The sequence below is a fragment of the Streptomyces sp. NBC_00287 genome (assembly GCF_036173105.1).
Taxonomy (GTDB): Bacteria; Actinomycetota; Actinomycetes; order Streptomycetales; family Streptomycetaceae; genus Streptomyces.
In genome coordinates this window covers 5,492,074-5,505,227 of record NZ_CP108053.1, presented here as the reverse complement: position 1 = coordinate 5,505,227, position 13,154 = coordinate 5,492,074, and the positions used below count along the sequence as shown (strand labels likewise).

Below are 13,154 nucleotides of genomic sequence, written 5' to 3'. Positions count from 1 at the left end.
CCCACGGAGAGACCTGCCAGCGCTTCCTGGAAACGCCCAGGACACCGGAAAGTGGGGCAAGGGCCGTGACAGGCCCCCTAGTTGGGTGTTCAGCAACTACCCGTGGCTCTGGGTCGTCGGGCTGCTCTCGACCCTCGCGGCCATCGCAGTGTTCGCCTGGGCCTCGGTCCTCTATCACCGACACCGCCGGCAAAACGCCGACGCCTGACAGCCTTCGACAGGCCGGATGAAGACGAGGCACCCATGTTCTTGCAGCAGCAACTGAAGGCTCTGATGCGCGACGGAGCAACGGGCGCGCAGCAGCACGATGCGCGCAATCTCCTCAGGTCGCGAAAGCAATTCGCCTCATTCGCGTACATCGCCGAGCAGTACGGCTACGAATACGCCGGCCTGTCCACCCTGTCACCTAGCGGCAGCCCGAATCCCTACTTCGCCTTCCGCCGCACCCCGGACGCGGCGGAGCGCGCAGCACGTACTTCGGCTCAGCACCCGGACGCCATCCGAGGCGGTCAGCTGCCCGGTATGCGTCCGGGCGGTAGCCGTCTGGCTCCCCTGCCCGAGACACAGGCGGCCGTCAGCCTGCTGCACGCGCGTATCGAAGTCGACTACAGCGGGACCCACGAGAAGCGCGGTCTCATCCAACTGCTGATCATGCCGTTCGTCCTGCTCATCCCGCTGTGGCAAGCCGGGTTCACCCCAGTCCCCATATTGATCTGCTGCGGCTTGTGGCTGTTCACGGCGGGCCTGTGGGTCCTGGGCATCGCTCTCGCACGCCACCGTCTCGCCAAGTACGGCCGAGTACTTGAGAAGGCGGGCATTCAGTAGCAGCCCGCTCACGCGCCCGCCGTCGCCGGCCACGCCACCCCTGCCGCAGCCGGCCGAGCCAGATGCTTCGTCCGTCTGCGCCGGGTGATGGCCAGGCCCACGAGATAGAAGATGAGCACCCCCCAAACTCCCCCCGCAACCAGCACACGCTCGACCGTATAGCCGGGGAAGATCAAGAAGATCGCGGCCGCCACCGGGAAGAGCAGGACATTGCTCAGTACTCGGGGTGTGTATCTGTCACACGCATCGACGATCATCCGGGACCGCAGCAGGGCAATGTCCGCTTGAGCAGGCTGCGCACGCTGGAAGAGATGGACCGGGTTGTTCAGGGAAGCCGTCCCGGGCGCATGCCCCATGTAGCGGTAGCCGGACCGCTCCGCAATCTGCGCGAACGATGCGAGCCTCTCCGATCCCGGGAAATTCGGGCTGGTGGTGAACTCCGCCGCACCCTCGGAGACGGCCTTCTCCAGGTCTCGCGGCAAATGCCGTTCAACCATGAACGGTTCCTCTCGCAGCCGAGGGCCCCATACCGCCGACTCAGTCGTGCGGCACTTCCTCGATCACCGTCTCCTTGAAGCGCCACGAGCCGCGGTTCCCCACTGCCTCCGCCTTCAGGCCCATCTCCCAGGCAATGCGGGCGGCCCGGCCGTGTGTCAGGTCGGGGTACTCCTCGGGCAGCACCTTGATGTAGCCGCGCCTGTCGGCAGGATAGGCGCGCAGGACCTCGCGCAGTTTCTCCTCCTGCTCTGCCGGCGACTGCTCCACGCCGGTGGCGGCCTTGTACGCCTTCTGTGCGGCGCCCGGCCCCTTATGCCCGTCCCGGCGCCGCGCGGCGTCCGAGCCGCGCCAGGTCATCCAGGCGACGGAGCCGAGGGCGGCGAGGGCGAGGGCGCTGGAACCGAGGGCTTCGCCGGTGGCGTCCGCCTGGCCCGGCGTCTGCGGGCGGAGGTCGCCGTCCGGGTCCTCGATCACCGTCACCGTCTGGCCGACGTCGTAGAGGTCGGTCTGCGTCTTCATGGCGGGACCCGGGACCCTGGTGCCGTCCTGATGCTGCAGTTCGTAGTTGTAGTCGCGAGCCTTGCGCCCCTGGGCCGGGTCGCGCCACTCCTTCACCACCGTGGCGCTGATCTCCTCGCCCCGCTGTTGCAGCGTGAGGTTGTCACGGGCCATGTCGGCGACGTAAACGGACATGGCCGACGTAACCACGATGAACAGCGCCGCGTACGAGCTCGACTCCCTCGCCCCGAGCTTCCGGATCAGCGTGATGAGCACTGCTCCGTGCACAATCCACAGCGGAATCTGGACGACCAGCCCGACGTCGTCCGCCAGGACGAACATCCCCACGATCACGGCGAGCACGTAGCAGGCAATGCCGACCGCCAACAGAACCGGATACCGGGCACGCCTCCCGCGCGCCTCGTCCGCTGCCTGCGCCACGCCGCCGCTCATGCTCGTCACTCCGTTCCTCCAACCCGCGGGCCGTCGACCTCCGGAGGGTTCTCCCCTCCCGGTTCGTCCGCCGAGACCGACTTCATGATGCCGCTGAGCACATCGAGGTACTCGGTCCAGTGCTCGATGTCCTGGGTCATGAAGACGAACAGGGCCGACCCCGGTCCGGTCTTCAGCGGCACGCAGAACTGCACCTGCCGGACGGTGGCGGGTACGGGTTCGTCCAGACCGAAGATTACGCCGGGGATCTGCAGCTCCTGATCGCGGATGCAGAGGGCCGAGATGCCGTACGGCAACATGACCAGCCCGACCTCGGCGTCCGGGTACAGCTCACGCCACTGGACGGCCGTGCGTTTCGCGGACCCCTGCCTGTCCTGGCTCTGCGGGCCGGCGTCCGGCCGTTCGATCAGCACGTAGAAGGTGCCCTGGGACAGCTGGTCCCCGGGCATGCGCAGCAGGCAGCTCGACACGTGTTCGGCGCCTGCCGCGATCATCGTCTGCAGGATGTACTCGCTCGACACCACGAGGCTGAGCTTCTGCTCCGGCGTGGCGTCGGCGAAGAGCCCGTCGGCCACGTCCGCCATGCGCAGCACGCGCGCCTCGGGGTCCTCGGCGAGGTCGAACTCCATGAAGCCCGGCGGCAGCTCGAACCAGAGGTCGGGTACGTCGGTGGGGGCGATCGGCGTTGCGGTGGAGGCCATCAGTCCGTCAGCTCCCAGGCTCCGAGGCCGACGGCGCTGCCCACGGCCACCAGGCCGCCGAACTTGCCGCCGCCTGCGCCGGTGGCGATGTTGCCCACACCGGTACCCCAGGTGGCGGCGTCGTAGCGGCCGGTGCTCGTTTCGTAGGCGTTGATGGCGGTGGGCGCCGTCCACGCGAGCTGCGCCGCGGCCTGCACACCCTCCGTGGTTGTCAGGGCGGCGCCGCGCGAGACGCCCAGCTTGGCGGCGGCGGCCATGATCGGCTTGTCGATCACGGCTGCCACCGGGTCGGCGGCCTTCATGGCGTTCTTCGCCACCGCGGAGCCGGTCTTGATGCCGACCTTGGTGCCCGCGACGACGCCGCCGGCGCCCCGGCCGGCCTTGAGTCCGGCCATGATGCCCGCCTTGGCGGCACCGACGCCGGGGATCATGCCGAGTGCGTCGCCGCCCAGGGTGAGCCAGTTGCCGATGTTCGCCCCGGTGGGCGGGAACAGCCCGCTCATGCCGTAGGACGCCGCGTGGGCGAAGAGCGCGACGGCGCTCAGCCCGATGGCCAGTGGGGCCAGCACCGGGCAGAAGATGGCGATCACACCGATGACGGAGGCCGCGACGGTGATCCAGTCCGCGTGGCTCTTGATCCAGTCACCGATGGCGGAGAGGACCTCCCCCACCTGCCCCGGCAGATCGGCGATGGCCTTGCCCAGATCCGCGATGGCGTCCCCGAGCTTGTCCCACATGCCGGGCTCGTTCGGGGCGATGTCCATGGCCTTCTTCAGGCGCTCGGCTATCTCCTTGCCGTACTCCCGGTAGTTGCCGGCCATACGGCGGCCCTTGCGGCGGAGCTCCTCCAGCTCCTCCTCCTTGGCGTTCACCGCACGGTTGGCGTCCTGGACCTTGCCCTTGTGGCCCTCGGTGTCCTTCTTGTCGTCGTCCGCCTTCTTGAGCTTGTCGGCGTTGTCCTGCGCCTTGCCCAGCTGCTCGTCGATCTCGGCCGCACGAGCCTCCAGCCGCACGGCGTCGGCCTGCTTGTTCTCCATGTACGCCGCCCAGTCTTCCAGGGCGGTGGCGGCGGCGTTGAACGAATCGCGGGCCTCGTCCATGCGCGGGCGGAACTCGTCGTCGAACTTCTCCCGGAAGGCTTCCGCCGCCTTTCCCTTCCAGTCGCCGACCCCGGTGCCGTGCAGCACGTGGCAGATCTCGACCAGTGCCTTCGCCGTCCGGCGGACCGTCTTGGCCACCTCGTCGGCCACCGTGTGATCACCGGGACAGGGCACGAAGCCCAGGGCCGGGAAGCTCTCCAGTTTCACCTCGGCCATGGCTACTTGCCGCCCCCCTTGCCCTGGTTCTTGTTGGCCTCGGCCAGTTCGTGGTCCAGCTCCTCGAAGGACTCCTTGACCTTGAGCAACGCCTTGGACGCCTTCTCCGAGAACTTCGTCAGCTGCTTGATGCCGTACGACCACTCGTCACCGAAGTCGTCCATGCGCTTGGCGAGTTCCGGTACCCCCATGGCGTCGCCGGTGACGTGTTCCATCTCGCGGCCCGGTTTCTTCATCAGCTCGGCTATGTGATCGAGGTTGTGTCTCACTCGATTCAGCACCGCGTAGTCGGCCGACAAGTCGCTCATAACGCCCCCGTTTTGCGCTGGTTCCAGCTTGTTACAGCGACGCGGCGGCCCAACCTGGGCCGCCGCGCCACACTGGCATTCGTCACCCGACGAACGTCACTTGCTCCGAGCCTGCTTCGCCAGCTCGTCGTCGATCTGCTCGAACTTGTCCGCCGCCATGGTCAGGTAGTCACCCATGCCGTCCAGGCCGTCCAGCGTGTCCTTGGAGCCCTTGACGAACTCCTCGAAGTTCTCGTCGAAGGCCTTGGACGAGCTCTTGGTGACGTAGCCCGACTCGACCAGGTTGCCGATGTACTTGCGGAGGCCGTCGAGCTTCTCCTGGAGCCGTTCCTTCTCCTTCACGACATGCTTGGCAGCGTCCCGCATGTCCTGATATGTGATGTCAAGGTCCTTGGCCATGAAGCCGCTCCCTATCCAAAACGCCGCAGGGCCAACCCCCGTGGCTCCCTGTTTGCGGACCGACAGTCACCGGCCGGCCCCAACTCGCGTGTGACAGCCGGTGTGATCGTCCGCTCTTGAGGCAGCAGCTTACGGGGGAGGCCTGAGGTGTCACATCCCGGCCGTGTCCCGGCTTTGTGAACATGGCGTCGTGAAGACGTCACCGAGCCGTGCATACGTCGTTGCCATCGGGAACCCCACAACCCCGCCCCGCTGTCCCCACCCCACGCCCAGCCGATATCGTCGCTCCCAACTGTGACCAGCGTTGCGGAAGCGGTCGCAGGGGCAGCGGGGAGGACAAGAGACGTGCGCCTGACTCTGACCGTCGTCGATCCGTTCGGCGGCGGCACCGCCGACGTCGTACTCGATGCCGATCCTGAGTCCACGATGGGGGACATCGCCCAGGAGCTGGCCAAACAGGTCGGGCACAGTGGGGCTCAGATCATTCCCATCGGGCAGCAGCACCCCATCAGCGGCAGCGCTCCCCTCCTCTACGTCGACGGATACGCCGTCGATCCCTCCGCCACCGTCCTCAACTCGCCCCTCCGCGAAGGCGCCGTCGTCAGCCTTCAGGATCCCGCCGGGTGTCTTCCCGGTGAGCCCACCGGGCTCGTCGAGCTGCGGATCGTCGGCGGGCCCGTCGCCGGTTATGTGCATCGGCTCGGCGTCGGGCGGTACGACATCGGCAGCGGGCCCGCCAGTCACATCCGTATCGACGACCCCGAACTCGACGCCCGCGCCCTCACCCTCTCTGTCTCCACCGACGGCACCTGCCGTTTCAAAATCCGCGGAGACAAGGAAAAGGACGCCACCCTCGACGGCACCTCCATCGACGACATCCTCAACCCCAAGGACGACAAAGAGGAGAAGAAGAAGGGCAAGAAGGGGAAGAAGCGCCAGAGCGTCGACGAGAACTCCGAGAATTCCCCTTCCACCCCACCCGTCGACAAAGACACCTGGCCCCTCGGCAGCCAAATCGCCCTCGGTAACACCCTCATCGAGCTCGCCCGCTACAACCCCCCGAACGCCGCCCTCAAGTGGTCCGACGACGGCATAGGCCTCGACTACAACCGGCCCCCGCGCCTGCGGCCCCCCGAGCGGCAGACCCGTTTCCGGCTGCCGTCCCCGCCCCGCGAGTACGAGGCCCGGCCGCTGCCCTGGCTGATGGCGTTCACCCCGCTCGTCGGTGCCGTCGTGGCCGTGATGATCTTCCAGCGCTGGTACTACCTGATCATGGCGGGCCTCAGCCCGATCCTGCTCTTCGCGAACTACTACAACGACAAGAAGCACGGCCGTAAGTCGCACGCGAAGCAGGTCAAGGAGTACGAGGAGCAGAAGGCCCGCATCGAGCAGGACGCCCAGGATGCGCTGGTCGCGGAGCGGAACGATCGGCGGCAGGCCATTCCGGATCCGGCGACTGTGCTCAGCCTCGGTACCGGGCCCCGAACCAGGCTCTGGGAGCGGCGCCGTACCGATCGCGATCATCTACTGCTGCGCGTCGGCACCGGTCAGCTTCCCTCCGAGGTCGTCCTCGACGACCCCGAGCAGGACGACCACAAGCGTGAGGTCACCTGGAAGATCGAGGACGCCCCGGTGGCGCTCAATCTCCGTGGTCTCGGGGTCATCGGCATGGCCGGGCCCGGGGACTCCGCCCGAGCCATGGGGCGTTGGGCCGTGGCACAAACAGCCGCGCTGCACAGCCCCATGGACGTCCAGTTCTACGTCCTCAGCGAGCAGACCGCGCAGGAGAGTTGGGACTGGGTCCGCTGGCTCCCGCACGCGAAGCCCTCCGGCGGCCAGGACATCAACGTCCTCATAGGCACCGACGCCGAGACCGTCGGCGCCCGTATCGGCGAGCTGACGCAGATCCTCGACGCCCGCAAGAAGGCCGCCGAGCAGAACCGCAGCCAGGGCACCTCCTTCAGCGACCCGGACATCGTCGTCGTATGGGACGGGTCCCGGCGGTTGCGCTCGCTGCCTGGTGTCGTACGGCTGTTGCGCGAGGGGCCGTCCGTCTCCATGTACGCCATCTGCCTCGACGCCGAGGAGCGGTTCCTGCCCGGTGAGTGTCAGGCCTTCGTCGTAGCGGAGCCGAAGCCTGAGGAAAGCGGGCAGCCGCAGCAGACGCACAACGCGCAGGCCCCCGGCGGTTTCCCCTCCTTCCAGGCCTGGCACCAGGCCGCCCCCGAGCCCGCCCACACCCACGCGCCCGACAAGCTCCGCCTCCGCGTCGAGGAAGCCGGTGCCGAGCGGCGGGGGGACGTACGGCCCGACTTCGTCTCGCCGTCCTGGTGTCTGCGGCTCGCCCGGTCCGTGTCCTCCCTCCGTGACATCAGCGGGGAGACCGAGGACTCGGCGCTGCCCGGATCGAGCCGGTTGCTCGATGTGCTCCAGCTCGAACCGCCCACCAGCGATGCCATCGTGGCGCGTTGGCGGATGGGCGGGCAGTCGACCATGGCCGTCATCGGTGAGTCGTACGACGGGGCCTTCGGGATCGACATCCGCAAGGACGGGCCGCACGGTCTCATCGCCGGTACCACCGGTTCCGGTAAGTCCGAGCTGCTGCAGACCATCGTCGCGGCGCTCGCCGTGGCCAATACGCCCGAGAACATGACCTTCGTCCTCGTCGACTACAAGGGTGGCGCGGCGTTCAAGGACTGTGTCCATCTGCCGCACACCGTCGGCATGGTGACCGACCTCGACGCGCACCTGGTCGAGCGCGCGCTGGAATCGCTGGGCGCCGAGTTGCACCGGCGTGAGCACATCCTCGCCGCCGCCGACGCCAAGGACATCGAGGACTATCAGGATCTGGTGCGCAGGGACCCGTCCCACAAGCCCGTCCCCCGACTCCTCATCGTCATCGACGAGTTCGCGTCGATGGTCCGTGACCTGCCCGACTTCGTCACCGGTCTCGTCAACATCGCCCAGCGAGGACGTTCCCTCGGTATCCACCTCCTCCTCGCCACCCAGCGGCCCTCCGGTGTCGTCTCCCCCGAGATCCGCGCCAACACCAACCTCCGGATCGCGCTGCGTGTGACCGACGGCGGTGAGTCGTCGGACGTCATCGACTCCCCCGAGGCCGGGCACATTTCGAAGAACACGCCGGGTCGGGCGTACGTCCGTCTCGGGCATGCCTCGCTCGTGCCGTTCCAGTCGGGACGCGTGGGTGGACGCCGGCCCGGTGCCGCGGACCCCGCCGTCCTCATGCCCTGGGTAGGACCGCTGACCTGGGAAGACCTCGGCCGCTCCGCCCTCACCAAGCCCAAGGCCGAGTCCCGCGAGGACGAGGAGATCACCGACCTCAAGGTGCTCGTGGACACCATCCGCGACGCCAACCGGTCGCTCGGTATCCCGCCGCAGCACAGCCCCTGGCTGCCGGCGCTCGACGAGCAGTTGCTGCTCGACGAGATCCCCGTCCCGGAGTTCACACCCGCGCCCGGCAAGCTGGCGCCCGCGGCCTTCGGTGTCGAGGATCTGCCGGCGATGCAGGCCCGCCGCCCGGTCGCCATCGACTTCGCGAGCTTCGGCCATCTGATGATCGGCGGCGCCCCGCGCAGCGGCCGTTCGCAGTTGCTGCGGACGATCGCCGGTTCCCTGGCCCGTACGCACTCCACAGCCGATGTGCACATGTACGGCATCGACTGCGGCAACGGCGCGCTCAACGCGCTCACCCGGCTGCCGCACGTCGGCGCGGTCGTCAGCCGTAACCAGACCGAGCGCGTGGTCCGGCTCGTCAACCGGCTCAAGGGCGAGATGGACCGCCGCCAGAACCTCCTGGCCGACAAGGGCTTCGCCGACATCGGGGAGCAGCGGGCCGCGGTCGCCGAGGACGAGCGGCTGCCGCACATCGTGATCCTGCTGGACCGGTGGGAGGGCTGGGTGCCCACCCTCGGCGAGGTCGATCACGGGGCGCTGACCGACGAGTTGCAGACGATGATGCGCGAGGGCGCGAGCGTCGGCATCCACCTCGTGCTGACCGGTGACCGGACGCTGCTGGTGGGCCGTATCGCCACGCTCACCGAGGAGAAGTACGGGCTACGGCTCTCCGACCGCAGCGACTTCTCCACGCTCGGCATCCCGGCGCGCAAGGTGCCGGAGGAGATACCGCCGGGCCGTGCCTTCAAGAACGAGGCCGGTACGGAGACGCAGTTCGCGCTGCTCGCCGAGGACACCACCGGTCAGGGCCAGGCCGCTGCGCTGGCGGCGATCGGCGAGGCGGCGGCCGTACGGGACGCCGAAGTGCCGCGCGCCAAGCGGCCGTTCCGCGTGGACAGCCTGCCCAGCCGGATCTCCTTCACGGAGGCCTGGGAGCTGCGCGACCCGGACGTCTCCCGCTCCAAGCTGTACGCGCTGGCCGGCATCGGCGGCGACGAGATCGTCGGCTTCGGGCCCGATCTCGCGCTGGGCGTGCCGTCGTTCGTGATCGCGGGCCCGGCGAAGTCCGGTCGCTCGACCGTGCTGATGAACTTCGCGCAGTCCTTCCTCAATCAGGGCGTACGGCTGATCGTCGCCGCGCCCCGCCAGTCGCCGGTGCGCCAACTGGACGGTGTGGAAGGCGTGCTGAAGGTCTACACGGGCGACGACATCGACGAGGACGAGTTCGAGGAGCTCATCGACGGCGCCGAGCCGTCGGTCGAGAACCCGGTCGTCGTCCTCATCGACGACGGCGAGATCCTGGAGGACTGCGACGCCGAGAGTCAGATGAAGAAGATCGTCTCTCGTGGCGCCGAACGCGGGCTCGCACTCGTCATCGCCGGTGACGAGGAGGACGTGTGCAGCGGCTTCTCCGGCTGGCAGGTCGATGCCAAGAAGGCCCGCCGGGGCATCCTGCTCTCCCCGCAGGAGTCCTCCAGCGGCGACCTCATCGGCGTCCGCCTCAACCGCAGCATGGTCGGCGGCCAGGCCGTCCCCGGCAAGGGCATGCTGCACCTGGGCGACGGGGAGCTGCGGACGGTCGTCGTCCCCGGGTGACGTCTACTCGATCCTCGACAGCCGGGAGGTCGGGTTCCCCGACTCCTCGCTGTCCGAGGCGTAGTCGAGATCGTCGCCCACCGGGGTGAGGGTGACCGTCGTGGCCGCCGGGTTGCAGCCCTTGTGGTTGGACTCGGCGCCCACGGACGTGGCCACCAGCTGGTCGGCGGACACGGTCTTCAGGGTCAGTACGTCATTGCACACGCCGCCGAGCACGTCCGTCTGGCGGAGGGTGCCGAGCTTCTCGCCCGCCTTCGCGTCGTGGACGGTGAGGCGGAAGGTGCCGAGGGGGAGCTTGCCGTCCAGGGCCACGCCCTGGCCCTGCCAGGTGCCGAGGTAGGCCTCGAGGGCGTCCGTTCCCGGGGACGCGGAGGGGGTGGTGCTGGGAGCCTCGGAGTACGACGAGTCGGCGTTCGAACCGGCCTGATCGTCGTCCGGGGAGTTGCCCGGCAGCAGGTCGAGGACGAAGACCGACCCCACCGTCACCGCTGCCAGCGCGCCCGCCACCGCCAGCGCCACGGTGCAGCTCATCCGGCGGCCCCGGCCGTCGGCGCCCGGCACCGAGGTCGCCGCGACCGACACCGACACCTTGCCGGGCGCCCGGGTCGCCTCCGGTTCGGCGTCACGCGGCTCGGGAATCGCAGGCGTCATCACCGGCGGCGGCCCGAAGGCGCCCAGGGAGCCCACAGACCCGACCGACCCCGCCGACTCCACCACCCCCACCGACGGACTACTGAACCCCACCGGCCCCGAAGCCTGCTCCCCGTCCGTAGCCTCCAAGTTCAGCACCTGTACGGCGCTACGGCTCACCCGCTCCACCAGTGCCCCCGGCAGCCACCCCGCCGCGACCAGGCCCGCCGCACCGTTCGGAGCCAGTCGCCGGGCCAGTTCAGCGGGCGTGGGGCGCGCGGACGGTGTCTTGTTCAGGCACGCCTCCACCACGTCCCGCAACTCACCGTCCAACGATCCGAGTTCGGGCTCCTCGTGTACGACCTTGTACAGCAGCGCCGCCGAGGAGTCGCCCGGGAAGGGCTGTTCCCCCGTCGCCGCGTACGCCAGCACCGCGCCCAGCGAGAAGACGTCCGCCGCTCCCGTGACACCCTTGCCGAGGATCTGCTCGGGCGACATATAGCCGGGCGAGCCGATCGAGACGCCGGTCGAGGTGAGGGACGCGGTGCCGTCCGTGGCCCGGGCGATGCCGAAGTCGATCAGGAGCGGGCCGTCGAGGGTCAGCAGCACGTTGGACGGCTTGACGTCCCGGTGCACAAGACCCAGCGCGTGCACCGCCGCCAGCGCCTCCGCGAGACCGGCCCCCAGCACTCGTACCGTATGGGCGGGCAGCGCGCCGCTGTCCGCGACCGCCGTCGCCAGGGACGGCCCCGCCGCGTAGGCCGTCGCGACCCACGGCACCGAGGCCTCCGGGTCCGCGTCGAGCACGGATGCCGTCCAGGCGCCGCCGACCCGGCGGGCGGCGTCGACCTCGCGCCGGAAGCGGGCGCGGAACTCCTCGTCGAGCGCGAAGTGCGGATGCACGATCTTGACCGCGACCGTGCGGCCGCCGGCGCTGCGGCCCAGGTAGACCCGGCCCATTCCGCCGGAGCCGAGCCGGCCGAGCAGCCGGTAGGGCCCCACGGTGGTCGGCTCGTCGACTCCGAGCGGCTGCATGGCGCCCTCCCCCTAGGCCCTGTGGTCCCCGTAAGACTCCCCAGCAGGTTACGGCTGAAGGAGATCCACCTTCACGTCCGCGGGGAAACCGGTGGTCGGGCCGACCCGGCGGGCGAACTCCGCGACCGCCGCGAGCTGGGGCTCACCGAAGCGGAAGTCGAGGGTGGTGAAGTAGCGCTCCAGGATCCGCTGGTCGAAGGCCTCCCAGCGGGCGGCCTGTTCGGCGACCTTGCCGACCTCCTCCAGGGAGAGGTTGCGGGAGGCGAGGAAGGCCTCGTGGACGCGGCGGGTGATGACCGGCTCGCGCTCCAGGTAGTCACGGCGGGCGGCCCAGACGGCGAAGACGAACGGCAGCCCGGTCCACTCCTTCCAGAGCGACCCGAGGTCGTGCACCTCAAGACCGAATCGCGGCCCGTCGAGCAGGTTGGCGCGCAGGGCCGCGTCGCCGATGAGTACGGCCGCCTCCGCCTCCTGCATCATCAGGCTGAGGTCGGGCGGACAGGTGTAGTAGTCGGGCTGTACGCCGTACCGCTCGGCCAGCAGCAGTTGGGCGAGGCGTACCGACGTACGCGAGGTCGAGCCCAGGGCGACCCGGGCGCCGCCCAGCTTCTCCAGCGGGACCTGCGAGACGATCACGCACGACATCACCGGTCCGTCGCAGCCGACAGCGATGTCGGGGAAGGCGACCAGATCGTCGGCGTTCCTGAGGAACTCGACCAGGGTGATGGGCCCGATGTCGAGGTCTCCCCGCACCAGTTGCTCGCTGAGCTTCTCCGGGGTGTCCTTGGTGAGCTCGAAGTCGAGGAGCGTGCCCGTTCTCGCGAGCCCCCAGTACAGGGGCAGGCAGTTCAGGAACTGGATGTGGCCGACGCGCGGCCGGGTGCGAGAATTGTCCACATCGTGAGGCTAGACCCTGTGGGATACGCTCCAGACTCCGGCCCCGACGTCAACCCCTTTTTCGGATCTTCAAACATCCGAGTGACGTGATCTTGACCTCTATTGCTTTCGGCTGCCTGCGTGCTAGGCTCGCCGCAAGTTGCAGTTTGGTTTCCCTTGCAGTACAGAGCCTGCGGAGCATGTAACCGCGGGCTCTAGTCGTTTTCAGACGTATGCAGTGCAGGCATTTGCTCTCACACTTGCAGGTTCTGGAGCAGGGCAACCCTTTGGGCCCAAGGAGGGCTTATGGCTACCGGAACCGTTAAGTGGTTCAACGCCGAAAAGGGCTTTGGCTTCATCGCCCAGGAGGGCGGCGGCCCCGACGTCTTCGTCCACTACTCCGCGATCAATGCGAGCGGCTTCCGTTCGCTGGAGGAGAACCAGCAGGTCTCCTTCGACGTGACCCAGGGCCCGAAGGGCCCGCAGGCGGAGAACGTCACCCCCGTCTGAGCGATCCTCATCCGAGGCGAGCCTCGTCTCTGAGCCGGACCTGAGAGCAGTACCCAAGGAGCCCCGTGCCGTCAGGCATCGGGGCTCCTGCCTTT

Annotated in this window: 11 protein-coding genes; 3 read left to right on the top strand and 8 right to left on the bottom strand. The window is 68.6% G+C overall.

The annotated features are described in order from the left end of the window. The first annotated feature begins 243 nt into the window (after positions 1 to 243). On the top strand, positions 244 to 825 hold the full coding sequence (locus OHT76_RS25130) for a hypothetical protein (protein ID WP_328873123.1): 582 nt from the start codon (positions 244 to 246) through the stop codon (positions 823 to 825). A gap of 8 nt (positions 826 to 833) precedes the next feature. Here OHT76_RS25130 and OHT76_RS25125 read toward each other — a convergent pair whose 3' ends face one another. From OHT76_RS25125 to OHT76_RS25100, 6 genes are all read right to left on the bottom strand, one after another. Further along, positions 834 to 1,322, bottom strand: a complete 489-nt coding sequence (locus OHT76_RS25125; RefSeq protein ID WP_328873122.1) for a hypothetical protein — start codon at positions 1,320 to 1,322, stop codon at positions 834 to 836. A gap of 40 nt (positions 1,323 to 1,362) precedes the next feature. After that, a complete protein-coding gene (locus OHT76_RS25120) occupies positions 1,363 to 2,274 on the bottom strand; it encodes a hypothetical protein (protein WP_328873121.1) in 912 nt (303 codons plus the stop codon). A gap of 5 nt (positions 2,275 to 2,279) precedes the next feature. Continuing rightward, complete coding sequence (locus OHT76_RS25115) at positions 2,280 to 2,975, bottom strand: hypothetical protein (protein WP_328873120.1); 696 nt, start codon at positions 2,973 to 2,975, stop codon at positions 2,280 to 2,282. Further along, entirely contained in the window at positions 2,975 to 4,291 is a 1,317-nt protein-coding gene (locus tag OHT76_RS25110; RefSeq protein ID WP_328873119.1) for a WXG100 family type VII secretion target, read from the bottom strand. The genes OHT76_RS25115 and OHT76_RS25110 overlap by 1 nt, the downstream gene beginning before the upstream one ends. A 2-nt stretch (positions 4,292 to 4,293) precedes the next feature. Next, positions 4,294 to 4,599 (bottom strand): hypothetical protein, encoded by a 306-nt coding sequence (locus OHT76_RS25105; RefSeq protein ID WP_328873118.1) that lies wholly within the window; start codon positions 4,597 to 4,599, stop codon positions 4,294 to 4,296. A gap of 96 nt (positions 4,600 to 4,695) precedes the next feature. Next, complete coding sequence (locus OHT76_RS25100) at positions 4,696 to 4,998, bottom strand: WXG100 family type VII secretion target (protein ID WP_269660945.1); 303 nt, start codon at positions 4,996 to 4,998, stop codon at positions 4,696 to 4,698. 345 nt (positions 4,999 to 5,343) lie between these two features. On the opposite strand from OHT76_RS25100, the gene OHT76_RS25095 reads away from it, so the two are divergent. Then, positions 5,344 to 10,008, top strand: a complete 4,665-nt coding sequence (locus tag OHT76_RS25095; RefSeq protein ID WP_328873117.1) for an FtsK/SpoIIIE domain-containing protein — start codon at positions 5,344 to 5,346, stop codon at positions 10,006 to 10,008. A 3-nt stretch (positions 10,009 to 10,011) separates the two neighbouring features. Here the strand turns inward: OHT76_RS25095 and OHT76_RS25090 are convergent, their stop codons facing one another. Next, positions 10,012 to 11,673 carry a serine/threonine-protein kinase gene (locus tag OHT76_RS25090; protein WP_328873116.1) on the bottom strand — a complete coding sequence of 554 codons (1,662 nt, stop codon included), beginning with the start codon at positions 11,671 to 11,673 and terminating at the stop codon, positions 10,012 to 10,014. A gap of 48 nt (positions 11,674 to 11,721) precedes the next feature. Next, complete coding sequence (locus OHT76_RS25085; RefSeq protein WP_328873115.1) at positions 11,722 to 12,570, bottom strand: menaquinone biosynthetic enzyme MqnA/MqnD family protein; 849 nt, start codon at positions 12,568 to 12,570, stop codon at positions 11,722 to 11,724. Positions 12,571 to 12,855: 285 nt separating this feature from the next. Between OHT76_RS25085 and OHT76_RS25080 the strand changes: the two genes are divergently transcribed. Continuing rightward, entirely contained in the window at positions 12,856 to 13,059 is a 204-nt protein-coding gene (locus tag OHT76_RS25080) for a cold-shock protein (RefSeq protein WP_003992177.1), read from the top strand. Positions 13,060 to 13,154 lie beyond the last annotated feature (95 nt).

Excerpts from the sequence above, each read along its gene's own strand:
- OHT76_RS25130 (WP_328873123.1), top strand. The coding sequence starts at position 244 with ATGTTCTTGCAGCAGCAACTGAAGGCTCTGATGCGCGACGGAGCAACG.
- OHT76_RS25125 (WP_328873122.1), bottom strand. The coding sequence starts at position 1,322 with ATGGTTGAACGGCATTTGCCGCGAGACCTGGAGAAGGCCGTCTCCGAG.
- OHT76_RS25120 (WP_328873121.1), bottom strand. The coding sequence starts at position 2,274 with ATGAGCGGCGGCGTGGCGCAGGCAGCGGACGAGGCGCGCGGGAGGCGT.
- OHT76_RS25115 (WP_328873120.1), bottom strand. The coding sequence starts at position 2,975 with ATGGCCTCCACCGCAACGCCGATCGCCCCCACCGACGTACCCGACCTC.
- OHT76_RS25110 (WP_328873119.1), bottom strand. The coding sequence starts at position 4,291 with ATGGCCGAGGTGAAACTGGAGAGCTTCCCGGCCCTGGGCTTCGTGCCC.
- OHT76_RS25105 (WP_328873118.1), bottom strand. The coding sequence starts at position 4,599 with ATGAGCGACTTGTCGGCCGACTACGCGGTGCTGAATCGAGTGAGACAC.
- OHT76_RS25100 (WP_269660945.1), bottom strand. The coding sequence starts at position 4,998 with ATGGCCAAGGACCTTGACATCACATATCAGGACATGCGGGACGCTGCC.
- OHT76_RS25090 (WP_328873116.1), bottom strand. The coding sequence starts at position 11,673 with ATGCAGCCGCTCGGAGTCGACGAGCCGACCACCGTGGGGCCCTACCGG.
- OHT76_RS25080 (WP_003992177.1), top strand. The coding sequence starts at position 12,856 with ATGGCTACCGGAACCGTTAAGTGGTTCAACGCCGAAAAGGGCTTTGGC.